We start from the raw sequence: 21,255 nt of genomic DNA on the forward strand, positions 1-21,255 counted from the left end.
CGGCGGCGACATGTCCACGTGGACTAGCCTCGGGAGCGACCTGCCCCGACCGCGAAGGCACACCATGACGGATCCGTTCCGCGTCGAGTTCGTGCCCGGCGTGACGCCGGACAAGTGGCTGCGCGTGTGGGGCCAGCGCCTGCCGGACTCTCCCCTCGAGGCGGCACCCGTCGAGGACGCCGATGCCCTGGCCCACCTGCGCGACGGGACATCGTCCATGGTGCTCCTGAGGCTGCCGGTCGACCGCGACGGTCTGCACGTCATCCCTCTCTACGAGGAGGTGCCGGTCGTCGTCGTGGCCAAGGAGCACGTCATCGCCGCGTTCGACGAGGTCGACGTCGCCGACCTCGGCGAGGAGGTCCTCATGCAGGACCCCGCGCTCGTGCCCGAGTGGACGGCCGTCGCGGCGCCAGAGATCCGAGCCCGGGCCACAGCCATGCCACCCATGACGACGAAGCAGGCGGTGTCCGTGGTGGCCACCGGCTCCGGGATCGTCGTCGTGCCGATGTCGGTCGCCCGCCTGCACCACCGCAAGGACGTCGTCCACCGCCCCGTGACCGGGGTCGCACCCTCACGGGTCGCCCTTGCCTGGAGGATCGACGACGACGACCCGCGCATCGAGGACTTCATCGGCATCGTCCGCGGCCGCACGGAGCGCAGCACCCGTGGCGGCCCGTCCGACGCGGCCTCGCCGTCCGGCTCGGACGGGCCGACCGAGCAGCGTGGCCACGCCAAGCCCGCCAAGACCTCGAAGACCGCCAAGAGCTCGGCCACGTCCCGCGCCCACGGCGCTTCCCGGCGCGCCCAGCAGACCGGGCGCAAGGGCGCGGCGCGCGGAGGTGGCCCGAAGCGCAAGGGGCGCCGGTGAGCGCCGGCCCCGCCGGCGGACCCACGGAGCGCGACGGGCTCCCTTGGCGCTGGGGCGAGTTCGGCGCATCAGCCCTCCCGGCCCACCTGGTACGCCATGCCCGCGCCGACCGGCATACGCCTCTTCGGGCGGCTGCCGCTCGTCTACCAGACGGTCCCGCTCCCGGGCGGTCCGGAGGGCAGGACGACCCTGCGCGGCGACATCGCACTCCCCCGGGCCGAGTCGGCCCTCGCGTGGGCGCGGTCGACCGCGCTCGCCTGGGGCGACCTCGTGATGATGCGGCGTCAGCTGCGGACGCTGGCGCGCCTCAGCGAGGAGAGCGCCGGCGCGACACGATCGTCGTGAGGTCGGCCGCACCGACCCCGGCGAGCGTGTCGAGGTGGACGGCGCCGTCGATCGAGGGCACGGGTACGACGTGCGGGATGGCGATCGTCGGCACCCCGGCGGCGGTCGCGGACCGCACCCCGGCAGGCGAGTCCTCGATGGCGATGCAGTCCGCCGGGTCGGCCCCGACGAGGCGGGCCGCCGCGAGGTAGGGCTCCGGGTGCGGCTTGCCGTGGCTGACCTCGTCGCCGGTCACGAGGTGGTCGAAGGCGCCCTCCGGCAGGCGCCTCACGACCGTGTCGGCGAGCGAGCGCCACGACATCGTCACGAGCAGGGACGGCACCCCGAGGGCGCCGAGCTCGAGCAGCAGCTCACGCGCTCCGGGACGCCACGGGACGCGCCGCTCGACTTGGGCGATGACCCGCTCGAGCAGGGCATCGATGATCTCGGGCACCGTCAGCGAGATCCCCGACTGGTCGATGATCAGCTGTGCCGAGACCTCGAGTGCGTTGCCGACGAGCTGGTGGGCGAAGTCGTCGTTCCAGACACCCCCGTGGCCCGCGACGAGCTCGTGCTCCGCCTGGATCCAGTAGGGCTCGGTGTCGACGAGGGTGCCGTCCATGTCCCACAGGACGGCCGCCGGCAGGGCCGGCACCGTGCGGTCGGGGTCGGCGGTGTGCGAGAGGGTCACCGGGTCAGTCCTCCGGGTCGTAGGCGAGGTTGGCGGACAGCCAGCGCTCGGCCTCGGCCAGCGTCCAGCCCTTGCGGTCGGCATAGTCCTGCACCTGGTCGCGGCCGAGCCGGCCCACGACGAAGTACTGCGACTGCGGGTATGAGAAGTACCAGCCAGAGACCGAGGCGCCGGGCGCCATGGCCATGCTCTCCGTCAGGGTCATGCCCGTGTTGGCCTCGACGTCGAGCAGGCGCCAGAGCGTCTCCTTCTCGGTGTGCTCGGGGCAGGCGGGATAACCGGGCGCCGGGCGGATGCCGGCGTACTGCTCCTTGATGAGCGCGACGTTGTCGAGGTGCTCGTCGGGCGCGTAGCCCCAGAACTCCTTGCGGACCCGCTCGTGCATGCGCTCGGCGAACGCCTCGGCGAGGCGGTCCGCGAGCGACTCGAGCAGGATCGCGTTGTAGTCGTCGAGGTCGGCCCGGAACGCCGCCACCCGCTCGGCGCCGCCGAGACCGGCCGTGACCGCGAAGCCACCGATCCAGTCCTGCGTCCCCTTCGGGGCGACGTAGTCGGCGAGCGAGCGATTGGGCACACCGGCGCGGTGGTCGCCCTGCTGGCGCAGGTGGTGCAGCACGGCGAGGGGTTCGGTGCGGGCGTCGTCGAGGTAGACCTCGACGTCGTCGCCCACGGAGTTGGCAGGGAAGAAGCCGATGACGCCGTTGGCGGTCAGCCACCGCTCCTCGATGAGCTGGTCGAGCATGGCCTGCGCGTCGTCGTAGAGCTTGCGCGCTGCCTGGCCGCTGGCCGGGTTGTTGAGGATGTCGGGGAAGCTGCCCTTCATCTCCCACGCGTTGAAGAACGGCTGCCAGTCGATGTAGCGACGCAGCTCACCGAGGGGGTAGCTGCGGAACACCTTGACGTGCTGCGAGATCCGGTGCGAGCGGGTGATCGAGGAGACGTCGTGGTCCTGCTGGAGCAGCAGGTGCGGGTGCGGCGGACGGTAACCGGACCAGTCGACCGGCGTGCGTCGCGCCCGGGCGTCCTCGAGCGCGAGCAGCGGCCGGTCCGCCTTGCCCGCGTGACGGGCCCGCAGCGAGTCGTAGTCCTCCTTGACCTTGGCCATGAGGGCGGGCCGCAGCTCGTCGCTGAGCAGGGCCGCGGCGGTCGGCACCGAGCGAGAGGCGTCCTTGACCCAGACGACCGGACCGTCGTACTTCTGGTCGACCTTGACCGCTGTGTGCGCGCGCGAGGTCGTCGCGCCACCGATGAGGAGCGGGATGGTCAGGCCCTGGCGCTGCATCTCGGCGGCGAAGCCGACCATCTCGTCGAGCGAGGGCGTGATGAGCCCCGAGAGCCCGATGATGTCGGCGTCGTGCTCGCGCGCCGCGTCGAGGATCTTCTGCGCCGGGACCATGACGCCCAGGTCGATGACCTCGTAGTTGTTGCACTGGAGCACGACCCCGACGATGTTCTTGCCAATGTCGTGGACGTCGCCCTTGACCGTGGCCATGACGATCGTGCCGTTGGTGTCCTTCTGCGTCGCCAGGGAGGGGTCGTCGATCTTCTCCTGCTCGATGAACGGGATGAGGTAGGCGACGGCCTTCTTCATGACACGCGCGCTCTTGACGACCTGCGGGAGGAACATCTTGCCGGCGCCGAAGAGGTCTCCGACGACGTTCATGCCGTCCATGAGCGGACCCTCGATCACCTCGATGGGCCGGCCGCCGCGCTCGGCGATCTCGGCGCGGAGCAGCTCGGTGTCCGCCTCGACGTGCGCGTCGATGCCCTTGACGAGCGCGTGCGTGATGCGCTCGCCCAGCGGCAGGGCGCGCCACTCCTCCTCGCTGACCTCCGCCGCMTGACCGACCTTGTTGTACTCCTCCGCGATCTCGAGCAACCGCTCCGCGGCGTCGGGGCGCCGGTTGAGCACGACGTCCTCGATGCGGTCACGCAGCTCCGCGTCGACCTCGTCGTAGACCGCCAGGGCGCCCGCGTTGACGATGCCCATGTCGAGGCCTGCGGCGATCGCGTGGTAGAGGAAGACGGCGTGGATCGCCTCGCGCACGGGGTTGTTGCCGCGGAAGCTGAACGACACGTTGGAGATGCCACCGGACACCTTGGCCCCGGGGAGGTTCTCCTTGATCCAGCGCGTCGCCTCGATGAAGTCCAGGCCGTAGGAGGCGTGCTCCTCGATGCCGGTCGCGACGGCGAAGACGTTGGGGTCGAAGATGATGTCCTCGGCCGGGAAGCCGACCTCCTCGGTGAGGAGGCGGTAGGCCCGCGAGCAGATCTGCTGGCGCCGCTCGAGCGAGTCGGCCTGGCCGTCCTCGTCGAAGGCCATGACGACCGCGGCGGCGCCGTACTTGCGGACGAGCCGGGCCTGCCGGAGGAACGGCTCCTCGCCTTCCTTGAGGGAGATCGAGTTGACGATCGCCTTGCCCTGCACGCACTTGAGCCCGGCCTCGATGACCTCCCACTTCGAGGAGTCGACCATGACGGGCACGCGGCTGATGTCGGGCTCGCTCGCGACGAGCTTGAGGAAGCGGTCCATGGCCGCGACACCGTCGATCATCCCCTCGTCCATGTTGACGTCGATGACCTGGGCGCCGTTCTCGACCTGCTGCGCGGCCACGGACAGGGCGGTGTCGTAGTCGCCGTCCTTGATGAGCGTGCGGAAGCGAGCCGAGCCGGTGATGTTGGTGCGCTCTCCGACGTTGACGAAGAGGCTGTCGTCGGTGATGGTGAACGGCTCGAGCCCGGACAGCCGCATCGCGGGAGCGTTGGTCGCGAGCTCGCGGACGGGCTTGCCGTCGACGGCCCGCGCGATGGCCGCGATGTGGTCGGGGGTCGTCCCGCAGCAGCCGCCGACGAGGTTGACGAGCCCCGCCTCGGCGAACTCGCCGACGATGCCCGCGGTCTCGTCGGGCGCCTCGTCGTACTCGCCGAAGGCGTTGGGCAGACCGGCGTTGGGGTAGCACGAGACGAACGAGTCGGCCAGACGGGCCATCTCGGCGATGTACGGGCGCATCTCCTTGGCACCGAGGGCGCAGTTGAGCCCGACGGCCAGCGGTGACACGTGCCGGATCGAGTCCCAGAACGCCTCGGTCACCTGGCCGGACAGGGTGCGCCCGGACGCGTCGGTGATGGTGCCGGAGACGACGACCGGCCAGCGGCGACCCTGCTCCTCGAAGAGCGTCTCGACGGCGAAGATCGCTGCCTTGGCGTTGAGCGTGTCGAAGATCGTCTCGATGAAGATGAGGTCGCTGCCGCCGTCGACGAGCCCGCGGGCCGCCTCGAGGTAGGCCGCGACGAGCTGGTCGTAGGAGACGTTGCGCGCGCCGGGGTCGTTGACGTCGGGTGAGATCGAGGCCGTACGCGTCGTCGGCCCGAGCGCCCCGGCGACGTAGCGCGGCCGGTCGGGCTCGCGCTCCGTCATCGCGTCGGCTTCGCGGCGGGCCAGCGCGGCGGCCTCGAAGTTCAGCTCGTAGGCGAGCTCCTCCATGCCGTAGTCGGACAGCGAGATCGCGTTGGCGTTGAAGGTGTTCGTCTCGATGATGTCGGCACCGGCCTCGAGGTACTCGCGGTGGATCCCGGCGATGATCTCTGGCGCAGTCAGCGTCAGGAGGTCGTTGTTGCCCTGGACGTCGCTCGGCCAGTCCGCGAAGCGCTCCCCGCGGTAGCCGGCCTCGTCGGGCCGGTCGCGCTGGATGGCCGTGCCCATGGCGCCGTCGAGGATCATGATGCGCTGACCGAGGGTGGCGGTCAGGCTCTCGGTGGCGTCGGGTCGCTGCTGCGACTGGGACAACGTGGCTCCTCTCGGCGGCACGGGTTTCGTGCCGAGTGACGGGACCGGCCCGATTCTACGGACCTGCCGTGTCCGGCGCGTCGCCGCCCGCACTGYGGGCACGCGACGCGTGCACACGGCATACCCCGTCCGGCTCACGCGTGGGGCGCGCCCGCCGGCGGGACTCCGGCGCATCGGTGGCGGCAGGTCCTAGGCTGGAGGTGTGGACGCGAGCGCGCCCACGGTGAAGGAGACATGGTGCTGGAGTTCGAGGATGTGCCGGAGCTGACCGATCCGGTGCTCATCGCGGCCTTCGAGGGCTGGAACGACGCCGGCGAGGCCGCCACGAGCGCGGTCCGCCACCTCGCGGAGGTCTGGGACGCGGAGGTCGTCGCGGCCTTCGATCCCGAGGACTACTACGACTTCCAGGTCAACCGCCCCCGCGTGTCGCTCGAGGAGGGTCGGCGCATGCTGGCCTGGCCCACGACGCGCATCCTCGTCGCGACCGAAACCGGCTTCGACCGCGACGTCGTGCTCGTGCAGGGCATCGAGCCGTCGATGCGCTGGCGGGCCTTCTCGATCGAGCTGCTCGAGCTCGCCGACCAGCTCGGCGTCACGACGATCGTCACCGTCGGCGCCCTGCTCGCCGACGTGCCGCACACGCGACCGATCCCGGTCACGGCCACGGCCGAGGACGAGGCGGCGATCCACCGCTTCGACGTCGAGGCCTCACGCTACGAGGGCCCCACCGGCATCGTCGGCGTGCTGACCCACGCGGCCTCCGACGCGGGCATCCCGACGGTCTCCGCGTGGGCCGCGGTGCCGCACTACGCCGGTGGCGCCCCGTCGCCCAAGGCGAGCCTCAGCCTTCTGCGCCGCATCGAGTCGCTCCTCGGCATCACCGTGCCGCACGGCGAGCTCGAGGAGAACGCCCGGGCGTGGGAGCGCGGCGTCGACGAGCTCGCGCAGTCCGACGAGGAGGTCGCCGAGTACGTCCAGTCCCTCGAGGAGGCGCAGGACACCGCCGAGCTGCCCGAGGCGAGCGGCGACGCGATCGCGCGCGAGTTCGAGCGCTACCTCCGCGGGCGCGACGACGACCAGACCGGCCGCTGACCGACCGCTGACCGGCCGCTGACCGGCCCGCCCGGGGTGTGGCGGGGTCCGGGCTAGATCCGGATGCCGAGCAGGGCGTCCAGCGCCCGGCCGAGCACACCGGGAGCACCCGGGTCGTCGCCCCCGCGGGTCAGCGACTGGCTGGCCCAGCGGTCGACGGCCTCGAGGGCCCGGGGGCTGTCGAGGTCGTCGGCGAGGGCCGCCCGGATGTCGTCGACCGTCTGGTCGGCGACGGGTCCGCCGTTGCCCGACAGCGCCTCGCGCCACGTGGCGAGCCGCTGCTGCGCCTCGACGAGCTGGCCGTCGGTCCACATCCAGTCGTGCGCGTGGTGGCGGGCGAGCAGCGCCAGCCGGATCGCCATCGGGTCGACCCCGTCGCGACGCAGCTGTGAGACGAGGACGAGGTTGCCCTTGCTCTTGCTCATCTTCTCGCCGTCGAGGCCCACCATTCCCTGGTGCACGAAGGACCCGGCGAACGACTCGGAGCCGCTGAGCGCACGACCGTGCGCCGAGCTCATCTCGTGGTGCGGGAAGACGAGGTCGGTGCCGCCACCCTGGACGTCGACGGGGATGCCGAGGTGGTCGAGCGCGATGCAGGCGCACTCGATGTGCCACCCGGGACGACCCGAGCCGAGGCTGCCGCCGTCCCACTCGGGCTCGCCCTCGCGGTGCGCGCGCCACAGCAGGGCATCGAGGCGGTTGCGCTTGCCTTGACGGTCGGGGTCGCCGCCGCGCTCGGCGAAGACCTCCATCATGCCGGCCTCGTCGAGGTGGCTGACCGAGCCGAACCGAGGGTCCCGGGCCACGTCGAAGTAGTGGTCCTGCGCACCCTCGCGGGAGGCATCCGGCGCCGGCACGGCATACGCCCAGCCGTCGGCGACGAGCTTCTCGATGGGGCCGACGAAGGTGGGGATGCTCTCGACGGCGCCGAGGTACTCGTCGGGCGGGATGACGGCCAGGGCGGTCATGTCCTCGCGGAAGAGCGCGATCTCCCGGGTCGCGAGGTCTCGCCAGTCGACGCCGTCGCGCTCGGCCCGCTCGAGCAGCGGGTCGTCGATGTCGGTGATGTTCTGGACGTAGCGCACCGCGTGCCCGCTGTCGCGCAGGACCCGACCGAGCAGGTCGAAGGTGACGTACGTCGCCGCGTGACCCATGTGGGTGGCGTCGTAGGGCGTGATGCCGCAGACGTAGAGGGTGACGAGGTCACCGCGGGCGGCGGGCACGAGCTCTCCGGATGCCGTGTCGCGGACTCGCACCTCGGGTGCACTGCCGGGAACCTTGGGGACGAACGGCATCGGCCAACTTCTCACGCGCAGACTCTATCCCGGCGCGAAGGACCCGTCGGGGCCGGTCGGACGGGGCGCGGTCGACCACGCACACGGCGACGCGCGCACCTCACAGCGGCGGCCACGGGACCGAGGGCCAGTCGGGGCTGGGAGAGGGGTGCACGCCGCGGTCGAGAAGCCGCCGGACGCGCTGGGCCAGCGCGTCCACGTCGCCCTCCGGGAGCAACGCGAGGAGCCGCTGCCGCGGCTCGTCCTCGGCGAGCGCGTCCCGCAGGCGCTTCAGGCGCAAGAGGTCGTCCTCGACGATCGGCTCCCCGGCCCAACCCCACAGCACCGTGCGCAGCTTCGGGGTCGGCGAGAACGTCACGCCGTGGTCGATGGCCCAGAGGCGTCCCTCCCGGTCCCGGAGGCAGTGCGAGCCCTTGCGGTCGGAGTTGTTGAGGGCGGCGTCGAGCACGGCGAGGGACCGCACGTCGTCGGCGCCCGAGTGCACGACGGTCACGGCCGAGCCGCCGGGTGTCTCGCCGTCGAAGACCGCGTGCCAGCCGTCGGGTGTGCGCCCCTCGGGCACGAGGTCCACGACGACGTCGTCGTCGACGGGGTCGAACGGGTCACCGATCCACAGCTGCACCGACCCGGGACCGAGCGGGCCGTCGCGCAGCACGGTCGAGGGCACGACGTGCCAGCCGCCGAGCTCCGAGACCACCTGCGCCGCCACCTCCCGGCCGGCCAGGGTGCCGTCGGGGAAGTCCCACAGCGGTCGCTCGCCCCGGACCGGCTTGTAGATGACGTGACCGCCGGGGACGCTCGCGATACGGGCGACGACAGCGAGGTTCGAGGACTCGGTGATGCGCCCGAGGACCTCGAGCTCGCCGGTCAGGTCGACCGACGGCGGGGTGCCGTCAGCGCTTGTAGCCATTGGCCCGCGGGCAGATGTGGCCCGTGGGATCGAGTGGGCTGCCGCAGAAGGGGCACGGCGGGCGGCCGGCAGCGACGAGCGCGTTGCTGCGCCGTGCGAAGGCGCGGGCCTCGGCCGGCGTCAGGGCGACCCGGATCGAGTTGCGCCCGAGCGGACCCACCTCGTCGTCGGCGTCCTCGTCGACCTCGTCGGGGTCGTGGTCGTGGCACTCGATGACGACCTTCTGCGCCTCCTCGTCCCAGGCGAGGGAGAGGGTCTGCACGTGCCAGTCCTCGTCGAACGGCGTCTGCAGCGGGTCGGTGTCCTCGGGCGCCCCACCGGGCTCGCCCGGCTCGACGGCAGCGACGGGCGCGAGCTGGTCGAGCACGTCGTTGACGCGGTCGGCGAGGATCGAGACCTGCTGCTTCTCGACGCCCACGGTGACGACGAGAGGGCCGGTGCTCGCCTGGAGGTAGAAGGCCCGCTGGCCGGCCGGGCCGACCGTCCCGGCGACGAACCGGTCAGCGGGATCGAAGTCCTGGACCGTCATGCGCTCGACCCTATCCGACACTTCCCGGTGTCCCGGCGCCCCCGCCCACGACGGCGTCGCCCTCCTCGGCGGCAGGCTTCTCGGGCGGTCGCAGCCCCGTCAGGTCGCCCCCGACGTCGTTGAGCCGCAGCACGAACGGCTTGCGGCTCGTGTAGCGCACGGCGCTCACCGAGGCCGGGTCGACGTTGATCCGCTGGAAGTCGTCGAGGTGGGCGCCGGTGGCGTGCGACAGGATCGACTTGATGACGTCACCGTGCGACACCGCGACCCAGACCGCGTCCTTGCCGTGCGTCTCGAGGATGCGTGCATCGATCTCCCGCACCGCGCGCAGCGCCCGGTCCTGCATCTCCACCATGGACTCGGCGGGGTATGCCGCCGAGTCGGGGAAGCGCGCCTCGCTCGGTCGGTCCTGCACGACCTTCCAGAGCTCCTCCTTGGCGAGCTCCGCGATGGGTCGCCCGGTCCACGCGCCGTAGCGGCACTCCCCCAGTCCCTCGTGGATGCTGCGGGCCACGTGGTCCGGGAGCGGGGCGGCCAGCAGGTCGGCGGTCTGCACGCACCGGTCGAGCGGTGAGCTCACGACCTCGACGATGGGCAGCACTGCTGCGGCGAGCCGCTGGCCGACGGAGGCGGCTTGCGCCTCCCCGGTCTCGTCGAGGAGGACCCCCGGCATCCAGCCGGCGAGCGTGCCTGCGGTGTTGGAGGTGGAGCGCCCGTGGCGCACGAAGATGACGGTGGGCACGGTCGCCACCCTAGCCCGCCCCTGCACCCTCGCCCGGCGGCATACGCCAGCCTGCGAGACGTCGGCGAGCGGACGTGGTGAAGTAGGAGATGTGATCGTGGACAAGGCCATCTACCGCAACGGGCGGCGGCAGGGTTGCGGCGACCTCAGCGATGAGCTCGACGTCTTGCGCCTCACCCAGGACGGCTTCCTCTGGATCGGTCTCAAGGACCCGACCGACCAGGAGTTCGACCTCGTCAACGAGGAGCTGCACCTGCACCCGCTCGCCGTCGAGGACGCGGTCAACGGCCACCAGCGGGCCAAGATCGAGAAGTACGAGTCGTCGGTGTTCGTCGTCCTCAAGACGCTGCGCTACATCGAGCCGACGAGCGACATCGAGACCGGTGAGGTCATGCTCTTCATCGGCGATCGCTTCGTCGTGACCGTCCGTCACGGTGAGGGCAACCCCTTGGCCGGCGTGCGCCAGCGCCTCGAGACCGAGCCCGAGCGCCTCGTCCACGGCGCCATGACCGTGCTCCACGCCGTCATGGACTCCGTCGTCGACAACTACCTCGTCGTCGACCGGGAGGTGCGCCGGGACCTCGAGCAGATCGAGGAGCAGGTGTTCGCCTCCCACCTCGGCGGTGACGCCAACACGATCTACCGCCTCAAGCGTGAGGTGCTCGAGTTCCGCCGGGCCAGCCAGCCGTTGGCCGACACCCTGACGCAGTTCATGGAACGCGCGCGGGGCCGCGGCCTCACGGAGGAGATGCTGCCCTTCTTCCGTGACGTGGCGGACCACCTGCGCCTCGTCAACGACCACGTCGAGTCCTACGACCGCCTCCTGACCGACGTGCTCTCGGCCCACCTCGCGAGCGTCTCGGTCAAGCAGAACGAGGACATGCGCCGGATCTCCGCGTGGGTGGCGATCGCAGCCGTGCCCACGATGATCGCCGGCATCTACGGCATGAACTTCGAGCACATGCCCGAGCTGACCGCGAGCGTCCATCTGGGGCACGGAGAGTTCCAGTACGGCTACTTCCTCGTGCTCGGGGTCATGGCGGCCGCGTGCATCGGCCTCTATCGCGCGTTCAAGCGCTCAGGCTGGCTCTAGCGACGCGAACGGCCGGCTCCCCCGCGGGGAAGCCGGCCGTTCGTGGTCTGCGAGGGACGTCAGGTCGCGGTGATGACACCGCCCGCGAGGACGCCGGCGAGCACCACGGCGAGCGCGATGCGGTACCAGACGAAGGGCAGCAGGGTGTTGCTCGCGACGAAGCGCAGCAGCCAGGCGATCGTCGCGTAGGCCACGACGAAGGCGACGACGACCCCGACGACCACGGGGCCGACCCCCAGCGCCGAGAGGCCGTCCTTCTCCTCCACGGCCTGGAAGAGGCCCGCGGCCGTCAGTGCCGGGATCGCGAGGAAGAAGCTGAGTCGGGTGGCCGTGACGCGGTCGATGCCGCGGGCGATACCCGCGGAGATCGTCGCGCCCGAGCGAGAGACGCCGGGGATGAGCGACAAGCACTGGACGAGTCCGATGACGACGCCGTCGACGGGACGCACCGAGTGCTCACCCCGGATCTCGCCGCGGGCCTCGTGGCCGGCGTAGATCCGCTCCGCGACGACCATGGCGATGCTCCACAGGAGCAGCGCGACGGCCACGACCCAGAGGCTGCGCAGCGCGCCCGAGATGAGGTCGCGCGCAAGGAACCCGACGATGCCGACCGGGATCGAGCCGATGACGACGGCCCACGCGAGGCCGTAGTCGGGATCCTTGCGCGCACCCGTGGACGTGAGGCCCCGGAACCAGGCGACCGCGAAGCGGACGATGTCGCGGAAGAAGTAGAGGAGGGTCGCCGCGATCGCGCCGAGCTGGATGACGGCGGTGTAGGCCGTCACGGCGGGGTCGTTCACCTCGAGCCCGAGGAGCTTCTCGGTGATGGTCAGGTGGGCGGTCGAGGAGATCGGAAGGTACTCGGTGAGGCCTTCGACGACGCCGAGGATGATGGCGTCGAGGTAGCTGAGGTCAGCCATGGGTCAGGGTGGGCCTTCTGCGCAGGAGGGACGGGACGGGTCGCCACCCGAAAGGGTGCGACGGCCGCTGGGCACAATGTCGCACCCTATCGACAACGCCGGCTGGGAGGCCTCGAGGAGGGCGGCGCGGAGACGAATCCCTAGGGAACGTCCGGGGCCGCCTCGTCCGACGCCCCGGATGGTTCGAGCCCCGCGATCCCGGCGACCACCTGCAGCGTGGCGAGGGCCTGGTCACGGGTCATGCCCCCGCCGACGGCGACGGCGAGCGTCGTGACTCCGGCCTCCTCGTAGCGACCGAGTCGTCGGGCGATCCGCTGCGGCGAGCCGAGCAGCGCCGTCTCGTCGATGAACTCGAGCGGCACGGCAGCGGCGGCCTCGCGGTGGCGGCCGGCGAGGTAGAGGTCCTGGATGCGCGCCGCGTCCTCCTCGAAGCCCATCCGGCACGCGAGCTGGTTGTAGAAGTTCTGCTCGCGCGAGCCCATGCCGCCGATGTAGAGCGCGCAGTAGTCACGCACGTGGTCCGCCGCCTCCGCGACGTCGTCGACGAGGACGACGGGCGTCGTCGCCACGACGTCGAAGCCCGTCATCGGTGCGTCGGCTGGGCCTCGCACACCCCGTCGCCGTCCCGTCTCGAGGGTGGCGAGCAGGTCGGCGGCGTGCTCGGGGCTGAAGAAGATCGCGAGCCAGCCGTCGGCGATCTCGCCGGTCAGCTCGAGGTTCTTGGGACCGACCGCCGCGAGGTAGATCGGGAGGTCGGGGCGCACGGGCCGCGCGGAGAGCTTGAGCGGCTTGCCCGGTCCGCCCGGGAGCGGGAGCGGGTAGTGCGGGCCGGCGTGGGTCACCGTGTCGCGGCGGAGCGCGGCGCGCACGATCTCGACGTAGTCGCGCGTGCGGCCGAGCGGGCTGCGGAACGGTACGCCGTGCCAGCCCTCGCTCACCTGCGGACCGGACACCCCGAGCCCGAGCCGGAACCGGCCGCCGGACATCGTGTCGATCGTCGCCGCCGTCATGGCCGTCATCGCCGGGGTCCGTCCCGGGATCTGCATGACGGCCGAGCCGAGGTCGACGTGCTCGGTCAGCGCCCCGATCCACGCGAGCATGGTCGGGCTGTCCGAGCCGTACGCCTCGGCCACCCACACGCTGTCGTAGCCGAGCCGGTCGGCGGCCTGCGCCACCGCCACCTGGTCCTGCCCCGTCGTGCCGCGTCCCCAGTAGCCGAGATTCACACCGATCCTCATGGATCGCAGGCTATCGGCGCGGTCGCCGACGTGGCGGCCGCTCGGGGTGCGGCGTCGCCCACTACCGTTCGAGGCATGCGCAGGCGTCTCGGCTCGTCCGGTCTCACGGTCACCCCTCTCGCCCTCGGGACGATGCTCTGGGGCAACGCCGTCGACCGCCACGAGGCCGGCGACCACCTGCGTGCGTTCGTCGAGGCGGGCGGCAACCTCGTCGACACGGCCTACGGCTACGGCGGCGGAGACGCCGAGACCATCCTCGGGGGCCTGCTGGACGGCACGGTCCCTCGCGACGACCTCGTCATCTGCACCAAGGCGGGCATCTCCCGGGCGGGTGGCGAGCGACGGGTCGACGTGTCGCGGCGCGGGCTCATGGCCCAGCTCGACACGTCACTGCGCCGCCTCGGCACCGACCACGTCGACCTCTGGCTCGCGCACACGTGGTCCGACGACGTGCCGCTGGCCGAGACGCTCTCCGCGCTCGAGTGGGCGGCCGCGTCGGGCCGAGCCCGCTACGTCGGCGTCTCCAACTACTCCGGCTGGCAGTCCGCGCGCGCCTTCAGCCTGCTCGAGTCGGCCCGAATCCCTCTGGTGGCCAACGAGATCGAGTACTCCTTGGTATGCCGTACGCCCGAGCACGAGGTCGTGCCGGCCGCGACGTCGCTCGGCTTCGGGCTGCTCCCGTGGTCACCGCTGGGACGCGGCGTGCTGACCGGGAAGTACCGCAACGGCATACCGTCGGGATCGCGCGCGGCGTCGAGCGACTTCCCGGGATTCGCCGAGCGCTTCCTCGACGAGCAGACCACGCGCGTCGCCGACGCGGTGGCGATGGCCGCCCGAGGCCTCGGGGCCAAGCCCGGGGAGGTTGCCCTGGCGTGGCTGCGCGACCGGCCCGGCGTGGCGGCGCCCATCGTCGGCGCCCGCACGGCAGCTCAGCTGCGCTCCGCGCTCGCAAGTCTCGAGCTTGCCCTGCCGTCGGAGATCGTCGCCGCCCTGGAGGACGTCTCGGCCTGACGCCGGGACCCTGCTCGCGACCAGGCGCGGTGACCGCTCCCGCCGGAGCGTCGCGACGGATCAGGCTCGCGTGTCGGAGCTCTCGGTCACGCCGCGTTCGGCGTGGCCCTCGTCGTCGTCGTCATCGTCCTCGTAGTCGTCGTCATCGTCATCGTCATCGTCATCGTCATCGTCGTCGTCGTCCTCGTCGTCGTCCTCGTCGTAGTCGTCCGAGTCGAGCCCGGCGTAGACGCGGCCCTCGGTCCCGTCCTCGTCCTCGTGCCCGTCGAAGTCGTCGCCGTAGATCGCGAGGGGCGTCGCGACCTCGGTCGCCTCGTAGAGTGCCTCGTCGTAGTCGTCGAAGGCCTCGGCGAGGTCCTGCGCCGCCGCCATCACCATGGGGTGGTCGGGGTCTCGGCTCGCGTTCGCGGCCTCGAGGTGGCGTTCGAGGGCGACGATCAGCTGCTCGAGGGCGGAGCGGGGGTCGACGGTCATGCCTCGACCGTAGTCGACCCGCACGACCGAACGCACCGAATCCGGGCCCGGAAACGCCCGGAAACACAGCGGTCCCGCGCAGCTGGTTCTTCTCGTCGAGCCACGCGGTGTACGTGATGGTGGCCGGCATCTTCGTCTTCTCGGCCGCGGGCAGCTGGGCCTGCATCGCCGCGGTGTCGAGCGTCAGGTCGTACTTCCACGTCTTCTCGCCGTCGACGGTGTCCTCACCGACGTACTTGACGTCCTGCACGGCCGCGCCGAACTGGTCGTACATCTTGGTCGGGTCGGCCTGGTCGAGCGACTGCGAGAGCTGCTTGCCGAGCGTCGAGCTGCTGTCGATGACGGCCCACTTGCCTGCGGCGAGGCCCGGGAAGCCCTTCATGTAGACCTTCTTGTCGACGAGGACCATGTCGAGCTTCATCGAGGGGCCCATGTCCATCGTCATCTTCATCGCCGGGTTGCTCGCGTCGACCTTCGTGTCACCGGTGATGGCGATCTTCTGGCCGGCGGCGTCCATCGCCATCGTGACGTGGGCGGTCGTGGCGTTCTTGCCCGCGGCCTTCATGGCGGCGACGAACGACGCCTTGTCCTTGTACGGCTGACCGGCGGCCGGCGCATCGCTCGTCGCGGCGGCCGAGCTGGCCTGAGTCTGCCCCGTCGCGGGTGCTGGGGTCTCGCTCTTGCCACAGGCCGCGACTCCGAGGACGGCCGGAAGGACGATGGCTGCTGCCGCGATGCGGCGGGTGTTCCATTTCATGCGTGTTGACCTCCTGGGCCCTTGACGCCGGGCTGTGCCAGGCGGTTCCCCTGCTCGCCGCGCGGACCACGCAGGTCCGGTTCGCGGCCGGATGACCCAGCGACGGTACCGCGGTCGCGTGACCGCCACGCCGCGCATACGGTCTCGGAGGGGTCACGGTTGGTGTCAGAATGGACGGCGATGACGGAGTACGAGTACCGGGTCCTCACGTTCGACCGCCACACGTCGAAGGCCCAGGCCAGACAGGCGGTGCGTGAGCACGCCGAGTACGGCCGTTGGGAGCTGTCGCGCACGGTCATCTACGAAGGTGGCGTGCGTCGGATGTGGCTGCGCCGCCGGATCATGCGCGTCGAGCGCACGGCCTGACCGACGGGGCCGCGCGACCCTCAGCAGGAGCGCAGGAAGTCCCCGAGCACCCGCGCCCCGAAGCGGAGCGACGCCGTGGGCACGCGCTCGTCGATGCCGTGGAACATCGGCGCGAAGTCGAGGTCTGCCGGCAGCCGCAGCGGCGCGAAGCCGTAGCCGCTGATCCCGAGGCGACCCAGCGCCTTGTTGTCGGTGCCGCCCGAGAGGCAGTAGGGCAGCACGACGGCCTCGGGGTCCTCACGCAGCAGCGCCTGCTTCATCGACTCGACGAGGTCACCGGAGAACGGTGCCTCGATGGCGACGTCACGGTGCACGACCTCGACCTCGACGTGCTCGCCGGCCAGCTCGCGGATCGTGGCCATGAGGGCGTCCTCGTGGCCGGGCAGGAAGCGGCAGTCGACGGCGGCCGTCGCCGTCTGCGGGATGACGTTGTGCTTGTATCCGGACTCGAGCATCGTGACGTTGGCGGTGTCGCGCAGCGTGCCCCGCACGAAGCCCTGGGCCCCGCCGAGGGTGGCGAGCAGCGGCTCGAGGTCGTCGTCGGTCGACGAGAGCCCGGTCAGGCTGCCGAGCGTGTCGAGCAGCTCACGGACCGAGGCGATGTACTCACGCGGCCACTCGTGGGCGGCGACCCGGCCGATGGCAGCGGCGAGGCGGACGATGGCGTTCTCGTCGTTGGGTACCGACCCGTGCCCGGCACGTCCGTGTGCGCGCAGCCGCAGCCAGGCGATGCCCTTCTCCGCGGTCTGGAGGAGGTACGCGCGCTGCTGGCCCCCCGGCGTCGGCACGGTGACGCTGTAGCCGCCGACCTCGCTGATCGCCTCGGTCACGCCCTCGAACCAGTGCGGGTGGTGGTCCACGAGCCAGTGGCTGCCGTAGGTGCCACCGGCCTCCTCGTCGGCGAAGAAGACGAACGTCGTGTCGCGGGCGGGCTTCGTGCGGGTGCGGGCGAAGTGACGGATGTTCGCGAGGATCATCGCGTCCATGTCCTTCATGTCGACCGCTCCGCGACCCCAGATGCAGCCGTCGCGCTCCTCCGCGGCGAAGGGGTCGACCTGCCAGTCCGCGGCGTTCGCCGGCACCACGTCGAGGTGGCCGTGGACCGCGAGCCCGGGGCGCGAGGAGTCCTCGCCCTCGAGGCGGACGACGACGGTCGCACGGCCCGGCTCGCTCTCGAGCAGGGTGCCCTCGAGGCCGACCTCGTCGAGCTGCGCCATGACGTACTCGGCCGCCTTGCGCTCCCCCGGACCCGACCCGTCACCGTAGTTGGAGGAGTCGATCCGGATGAGCTCGGCGCAGATCCGCGCGACCTCCTCCTCGGGCGTCACGGCAGTCTGTGCCGAGGTCGTCACGGTGCGGTCGGCGTCGTCGTGGCTCATGCCGATCAGCGTATGCCGCCGCCTCCCGACGCCAGCAGCCGCCCGTTTGGTCTTTTGGTCAGGCCCCGTGTAACGTTTCGCCTCGCCGCAAGGGATTCCCACGAGCCCCTTGCAACACCTTGTCGGGGTGGCGGAATGGCAGACGCGCTAGCTTGAGGTGCTAGTGCCCTTAACGGGCGTGGGGGTTCAAGTCCCCCCCTCGACACCACGAGACCCCCGGGTTCCTGCAGGCCAGGATCCGGGGGTCTTCTGCTGCCCGGGCGGCTGCGTCCGGAGGTCCACCTCCGGTTTCTCTGGTCACCCCTCTGCGACAGACGTAATCTTCGATCGTGAGCGACGAGAAGGTGGCTGGGCTGGCGGACGACCTCTACGACGTCATCGGGCTGCTCCGACGCCGGTCGCGGCGTCTCGTCGGCGCTCCGCTGCCCGAGCTCGCCCTGTCCGGCGCCCAGCTCGAGCTGCTCCGCGTCGTGCGGCGCAACCCCGGGATCACCGTGGCCGAGTCGGCCCGGGTCCTCGGTCTCGCCGCCAACACCGTCTCCACCCTCGTCGGCCAGCTGCTCGCCCTCGGGGTGCTCGTGCGTGAACGCGACACGAGCGACCGGCGTGTGGCGCGGCTCGACCTCACGCCCTCGGCCCGCGCGGGCTTGGAGCAGTGGCGCGACCGTCGCGCGCAGTCCACCGCAGTTGCGCTCGCGGGGCTCCCGGCCGCCGACCGCGCCCGCCTGGCTGCGGCGCTGCCGACCATCGCCCGCATCGCCGCGAACCTGCCGGAGGCGCACGACGTCGCCGCGCCGCACACCTCCGAGCCGGCCGTCATCGTGGCCGCGGCCCTCGACCTCTCGGACGGGTCGGCTGCCGGCGACCGACCATGACCTCGGCCATCGACATCCGGGGCCTGGGCTACAGCTTCGGGACGCACCGCGCGGTCGACGACCTCACCCTGGGCGTCGAGCCGGGTGAGTGCTTCGGCCTGCTCGGGCCCAACGGGGCCGGCAAGACGACGACGATCCGCCTGCTCAACACCCTGCTGCCACTGCAGGCCGGACAGGTCGAGATCTTCGGCCGCTCGGTGCGCACCGAGGCGATGGCCGTGCGGCGGCTGCTCGGCTACGTGCCCCAGCAGCTGTCGATCGAGGGCGCTCTCACGGGTCGCGAGAACGTCGAGTGGTTCGCCCGTCTCTTCGACGTCCCCCGGCGCGAGCGCAGGACTCGCGTCGACGAGGTGCTCGACATGGTCGACCTGCGCGGCGACGAGTCACGCCTCGCCTCGACCTATTCCGGCGGCATGGTGAGGCGTCTGGAGCTCGCCCAGGCCCTGGTCAACCGCCCAGCACTGCTCGTCCTGGACGAGCCGACGGTGGGCCTCGACCCCGTCGCCCGCGACAGCGTCTGGCTGCGGGTGGCGCAGATGCAGCGAGACCACGGCATGACCGTGCTGCTCACGACCCACTACATGGAGGAGGCGGACGCGCTGTGCGACCGCGTCGCCCTCATGCACCGCGGGGCCCTGCGCGCCCTCGGCTCCCCCGACGAGCTCAAGGCCGCCGCTGGGGAGGGTGCCAGCCTCGAGGACGTCTTCCGTCACCACACCGGCGAGGCGCTCGACGAGGTCGAGGGCGAGAAGGGAGGGCTGCGCGGTGTCCGAGCAACTCGTCGAACCGCCCGCCGTCTGGGCTGACCGGCGCAGCCGCACCGGGGTGCGGCTCCTCGTGTCGCGCATCGCGACGTTCTGCCTCGTCGAGCTCCAGAAGCTGCGCCACGACCGCAGCGAGCTGATCACCCGGGCGATCCAGCCGATCCTCTGGCTCGTCATCTTCGGCACGACGTTCAGCCAGATCCGGGCCATTCCCACCGGGGGCCTCGACTACCTCGACTTCCTCGCGCCGGGTGTCATCGCCCAGTCGGCCCTCTTCGTCTCGATCTTCTACGGCATCCAGATCATCTGGGAGCGCGATGCCGGTGTGCTCACCAAGCTCCTCGTGACGCCGACGCCGCGAGCAGCGCTCGTGGCCGGCAAGGCGTTCGCCGCCGGGGTCAGGTCCGTCGCCCAGGCCGTCATCGTCGTCGTCGTGGCCGCGCTGATGGGCGTGGCGATGACGTGGAATCCCGTGCGGCTGCTCGGCGTGGTCGTCGTCGTGATGCTCGGCGCCGCGTTCTTCTCGTGCCTGTCGCTCAGCATCGCCGGCGTCGCCCTCAAGCGCGACCGGCTGATGGGGATCGGCCAGGCGATCACGATGCCGCTCTTCTTCGCCTCGAACGCGCTCTACCCGATCGAGATGATGCCGGGCTGGCTCCAGGTCATCAGCCACGTCAACCCGCTGACCTACGAGGTGTCGGCCCTGCGCGGCCTGCTGCTGGGCACGCCGACGAACTACTGGGTCGACTTCGGGGTCCTCGCCGGCAGCGCGATCGCCGGCATCGTCTGCGCCGCGGCCCTCATCGGGCGACTCGCGCGCTGACCGCTCCCGTCGCCGGGCACCGCACGGGTGACCGTACGCTGTGCCGCGTGACCTTCCTGCGCGCCCTGTTCACCCTGCTCCGGGGGCGCGGGTTCCGTCGGCTCTTCGTCAGCCGGGTCACGTCGTCGTTCAGCGACGGCATCTTCCAGGTCGCCCTGGCCAGCCACATCCTCTTCAACCCCGAGAAGGCCGCCGACGCGCGCGGGATCGCCATCGCCTTCGCGATCGTGCTGCTGCCCTACTCGGCGCTGGGGCCGTTCGTCGGAGTGCTCCTCGACCGGTGGCCGCGCAAGCGCGTCATCGTCGTCAGCCAGGTCATCCGGGCCACGGCGATCCTCGGCGTCTCCGTCCTCGTCACCGGAGCCGAGACCGGTCCGGCGTTCTTCGGCCTCGTGCTCCTCGTCTTCTCGGTCAACCGCTTCATCCTCGCCGGGCTCTCCTCGGCCATGCCGCACGTGGTGCCGCGCGAGGACCTCGTGAGCGCGAACTCCGTCGCTCCCACGTGCGGGTCCCTGGCATACCTCCTCGGTGGCGCGGTCGGCACCGGGATCCGGGCCCTCGGCGGCAGCGATGTCGTCGACGTGCTCCTCGCCGCCGCCGGCGTCCTCCTGGCCGCCTGGGCGGCGACCCGGCTGCCGTTCATCGGCCCCGACGACACGAGCGGCGCGCCCTCGGTCGGGCAGATCACCCGGTCCGTCGTGACGGGCCTCGTCGAGGCCGTGCACACCCTGCCGCGCCGCGCACGCCTCCTGCTCGCCCTCGTCTTCATCACCCGGCTCCCGTTCGGCTTCCTCCTGCTGCAGACCCTGCTCCTCTTCCGCGGCCCGTTCGAGTCCGGCCACGGCGCGCAGGGCTTCGGCATCGCCGCCGGCGCGTCCGCCCTGGGATTCGCCTCCGCGGCCTTCGTCACCCCGTGGCTGGCCCCACGCCTGACCGCCGTGCCGTATGCCGCCCGGATGCTCGCGCTGGGCGCGGTCGTGTGCGCCGTGCTGGGACCGTTCCTCACGCCGTGGAGCATCGTCGTCGTCGGCTTCGTCGTCTCCTTCACCTCGCAGTGCGTCAAGATCACCGTCGACTCGCTCCTGCAGGCCCACGTCGACGACCACCTGCTCGGCCGCGCCTTCTCCGCCTATGACGTCGTCTACAACGCCGGCATGGTCGCGGCGGCGGCCCTCGGCGCGCTCGTCCTCCCCGAGAGCGGGCTCGCCTGGTGGCCGCTCGTGGCCTTCGCATGCCTCTACGGGGCGAGCGCGATGCTGCTCGGCCGGCTCTGGACGCGGGCCACGGTGCTCGACCACGAGCGGCCACTAGGCTGAC

20 protein-coding genes, 1 tRNA gene and 1 pseudogene are annotated in these 21,255 nt (G+C 71.5%); 11 read left to right on the forward strand and 11 right to left on the reverse strand.

Annotated elements, in window-relative coordinates; all coding sequences use genetic code 11:
* Positions 1-64 precede the first annotated feature (64 nt).
* Positions 65-868, forward strand: coding sequence for a LysR substrate-binding domain-containing protein (locus tag AB4Y83_RS05885; protein ID WP_442273508.1), 804 nt, complete (start codon positions 65-67; stop codon positions 866-868).
* A gap of 96 nt (positions 869-964) precedes the next feature.
* Positions 965-1,213 (forward strand): hypothetical protein, encoded by a 249-nt coding sequence (locus AB4Y83_RS05890; RefSeq protein WP_442273509.1) that lies wholly within the window; start codon positions 965-967, stop codon positions 1,211-1,213.
* Here the strand turns inward: AB4Y83_RS05890 and AB4Y83_RS05895 are convergent.
* Positions 1,176-1,883, reverse strand: a complete 708-nt coding sequence (locus tag AB4Y83_RS05895; RefSeq protein WP_442273510.1) for an HAD family hydrolase — start codon at positions 1,881-1,883, stop codon at positions 1,176-1,178. The two genes, AB4Y83_RS05890 and AB4Y83_RS05895, sit on opposite strands and share 38 nt — an antisense overlap.
* Positions 1,884-1,887: 4 nt before the next feature.
* On the reverse strand, positions 1,888-5,670 hold the full coding sequence (gene metH / locus AB4Y83_RS05900; RefSeq protein WP_442296285.1) for a methionine synthase: 3,783 nt from the start codon (positions 5,668-5,670) through the stop codon (positions 1,888-1,890).
* Between the two features lie 237 nt (positions 5,671-5,907).
* On the opposite strand from metH, the gene AB4Y83_RS05905 reads away from it, so the two are divergent.
* Positions 5,908-6,762 carry a PAC2 family protein gene (locus AB4Y83_RS05905; protein ID WP_056777770.1) on the forward strand — a complete coding sequence of 285 codons (855 nt, stop codon included), beginning with the start codon at positions 5,908-5,910 and terminating at the stop codon, positions 6,760-6,762.
* Positions 6,763-6,815: 53 nt separating this feature from the next.
* Here AB4Y83_RS05905 and mshC read toward each other — a convergent pair whose 3' ends face one another.
* The 4 genes from mshC to AB4Y83_RS05925 all read right to left on the reverse strand — a co-directional run bounded on the left by mshC (position 6,816) and on the right by AB4Y83_RS05925 (position 10,238).
* Positions 6,816-8,072, reverse strand: coding sequence for a cysteine--1-D-myo-inosityl 2-amino-2-deoxy-alpha-D-glucopyranoside ligase (gene mshC / locus AB4Y83_RS05910; RefSeq protein ID WP_442273512.1), 1,257 nt, complete (start codon positions 8,070-8,072; stop codon positions 6,816-6,818).
* An 85-nt stretch (positions 8,073-8,157) separates the two neighbouring features.
* Complete coding sequence (locus AB4Y83_RS05915) at positions 8,158-8,967, reverse strand: SCO1664 family protein (protein ID WP_442296286.1); 810 nt, start codon at positions 8,965-8,967, stop codon at positions 8,158-8,160.
* Positions 8,951-9,496: a DUF3090 domain-containing protein gene (locus AB4Y83_RS05920; protein ID WP_442273514.1), complete on the reverse strand. Its 546-nt coding sequence runs from the start codon at positions 9,494-9,496 to the stop codon at positions 8,951-8,953. Before AB4Y83_RS05920 ends, AB4Y83_RS05915 begins: the two co-directional genes overlap by 17 nt.
* Positions 9,497-9,506: 10 nt before the next feature.
* Positions 9,507-10,238, reverse strand: coding sequence for an MSMEG_4193 family putative phosphomutase (locus tag AB4Y83_RS05925; protein WP_442296287.1), 732 nt, complete (start codon positions 10,236-10,238; stop codon positions 9,507-9,509).
* 91 nt (positions 10,239-10,329) lie between these two features.
* Between AB4Y83_RS05925 and corA the strand changes: the two genes are divergently transcribed.
* Entirely contained in the window at positions 10,330-11,331 is a 1,002-nt protein-coding gene (gene corA / locus AB4Y83_RS05930; protein ID WP_442273516.1) for a magnesium/cobalt transporter CorA, read from the forward strand.
* Positions 11,332-11,390: 59 nt separating this feature from the next.
* Here the strand turns inward: corA and AB4Y83_RS05935 are convergent, their stop codons facing one another.
* The gene (locus AB4Y83_RS05935) at positions 11,391-12,251 is read right to left on the reverse strand and encodes an undecaprenyl-diphosphate phosphatase (protein ID WP_056776949.1); all 861 of its coding nucleotides are present in this window, start codon (positions 12,249-12,251) and stop codon (positions 11,391-11,393) included.
* Between the two features lie 140 nt (positions 12,252-12,391).
* Positions 12,392-13,489: an LLM class F420-dependent oxidoreductase gene (locus AB4Y83_RS05940; protein WP_442273518.1), complete on the reverse strand. Its 1,098-nt coding sequence runs from the start codon at positions 13,487-13,489 to the stop codon at positions 12,392-12,394.
* 75 nt (positions 13,490-13,564) lie between these two features.
* Here AB4Y83_RS05940 and AB4Y83_RS05945 point away from each other — a divergent pair, with 75 nt between their 5' ends.
* On the forward strand, positions 13,565-14,500 hold the full coding sequence (locus AB4Y83_RS05945) for an aldo/keto reductase (RefSeq protein ID WP_056776944.1): 936 nt from the start codon (positions 13,565-13,567) through the stop codon (positions 14,498-14,500).
* A 60-nt stretch (positions 14,501-14,560) separates the two neighbouring features.
* On the opposite strand, the gene AB4Y83_RS05950 is transcribed toward AB4Y83_RS05945, so the two are convergent.
* Together AB4Y83_RS05950 and AB4Y83_RS05955 are read right to left on the reverse strand one after the other, a co-directional pair.
* Positions 14,561-14,974, reverse strand: coding sequence for a hypothetical protein (locus AB4Y83_RS05950; RefSeq protein ID WP_442296288.1), 414 nt, complete (start codon positions 14,972-14,974; stop codon positions 14,561-14,563).
* Positions 14,975-15,116: 142 nt separating this feature from the next.
* Positions 15,117-15,869: pseudogene (locus AB4Y83_RS05955) on the reverse strand (hypothetical protein); the annotation flags it as partial.
* 42 nt (positions 15,870-15,911) lie between these two features.
* On the opposite strand from AB4Y83_RS05955, the gene AB4Y83_RS05960 reads away from it, so the two are divergent.
* Complete coding sequence (locus AB4Y83_RS05960; protein WP_034770947.1) at positions 15,912-16,097, forward strand: DUF5703 family protein; 186 nt, start codon at positions 15,912-15,914, stop codon at positions 16,095-16,097.
* 20 nt (positions 16,098-16,117) lie between these two features.
* Here AB4Y83_RS05960 and AB4Y83_RS05965 read toward each other — a convergent pair whose 3' ends face one another.
* Positions 16,118-17,476: a M20/M25/M40 family metallo-hydrolase gene (locus AB4Y83_RS05965; protein ID WP_442296289.1), complete on the reverse strand. Its 1,359-nt coding sequence runs from the start codon at positions 17,474-17,476 to the stop codon at positions 16,118-16,120.
* 121 nt (positions 17,477-17,597) lie between these two features.
* Here AB4Y83_RS05965 and AB4Y83_RS05970 point away from each other — a divergent pair.
* From AB4Y83_RS05970 to AB4Y83_RS05990, 5 genes are all read left to right on the forward strand, one after another.
* A tRNA-Leu gene (locus AB4Y83_RS05970) sits at positions 17,598-17,684 on the forward strand.
* Positions 17,685-17,805: 121 nt separating this feature from the next.
* Entirely contained in the window at positions 17,806-18,351 is a 546-nt protein-coding gene (locus AB4Y83_RS05975; RefSeq protein ID WP_442296290.1) for a MarR family winged helix-turn-helix transcriptional regulator, read from the forward strand.
* On the forward strand, positions 18,348-19,157 hold the full coding sequence (locus AB4Y83_RS05980; protein WP_442296291.1) for an ABC transporter ATP-binding protein: 810 nt from the start codon (positions 18,348-18,350) through the stop codon (positions 19,155-19,157). The genes AB4Y83_RS05975 and AB4Y83_RS05980 overlap by 4 nt, the downstream gene beginning before the upstream one ends.
* Positions 19,117-19,938 carry an ABC transporter permease gene (locus tag AB4Y83_RS05985; protein WP_056776926.1) on the forward strand — a complete coding sequence of 274 codons (822 nt, stop codon included), beginning with the start codon at positions 19,117-19,119 and terminating at the stop codon, positions 19,936-19,938. The genes AB4Y83_RS05980 and AB4Y83_RS05985 overlap by 41 nt, the downstream gene beginning before the upstream one ends.
* Before the next feature lie 47 nt (positions 19,939-19,985).
* The gene (locus AB4Y83_RS05990; protein WP_442273525.1) at positions 19,986-21,254 is read left to right on the forward strand and encodes an MFS transporter; all 1,269 of its coding nucleotides are present in this window, start codon (positions 19,986-19,988) and stop codon (positions 21,252-21,254) included.
* Position 21,255: the final 1 nt, after the last annotated feature.

This window comes from Terrabacter sp. RAF57, from assembly GCF_052113925.1.
Taxonomy (GTDB): domain Bacteria; phylum Actinomycetota; class Actinomycetes; order Actinomycetales; family Dermatophilaceae; genus Terrabacter.

Bases quoted from the DNA above. Each gene is read 5' to 3' on its own strand.
- AB4Y83_RS05885 (WP_442273508.1), top strand. From the start codon at position 65: ATGACGGATCCGTTCCGCGTCGAGTTCGTGCCCGGCGTGACGCCGGAC.
- AB4Y83_RS05890 (WP_442273509.1), top strand. From the start codon at position 965: ATGCCCGCGCCGACCGGCATACGCCTCTTCGGGCGGCTGCCGCTCGTC.
- AB4Y83_RS05915 (WP_442296286.1), bottom strand. From the start codon at position 8,967: ATGGCTACAAGCGCTGACGGCACCCCGCCGTCGGTCGACCTGACCGGC.
- AB4Y83_RS05920 (WP_442273514.1), bottom strand. From the start codon at position 9,496: ATGACGGTCCAGGACTTCGATCCCGCTGACCGGTTCGTCGCCGGGACG.
- AB4Y83_RS05935 (WP_056776949.1), bottom strand. From the start codon at position 12,251: ATGGCTGACCTCAGCTACCTCGACGCCATCATCCTCGGCGTCGTCGAA.
- AB4Y83_RS05940 (WP_442273518.1), bottom strand. From the start codon at position 13,489: ATGAGGATCGGTGTGAATCTCGGCTACTGGGGACGCGGCACGACGGGG.
- AB4Y83_RS05945 (WP_056776944.1), top strand. From the start codon at position 13,565: ATGCGCAGGCGTCTCGGCTCGTCCGGTCTCACGGTCACCCCTCTCGCC.
- AB4Y83_RS05950 (WP_442296288.1), bottom strand. From the start codon at position 14,974: ATGACCGTCGACCCCCGCTCCGCCCTCGAGCAGCTGATCGTCGCCCTC.
- AB4Y83_RS05960 (WP_034770947.1), top strand. From the start codon at position 15,912: ATGACGGAGTACGAGTACCGGGTCCTCACGTTCGACCGCCACACGTCG.
- AB4Y83_RS05965 (WP_442296289.1), bottom strand. From the start codon at position 17,476: ATGAGCCACGACGACGCCGACCGCACCGTGACGACCTCGGCACAGACT.
- AB4Y83_RS05980 (WP_442296291.1), top strand. From the start codon at position 18,348: ATGACCTCGGCCATCGACATCCGGGGCCTGGGCTACAGCTTCGGGACG.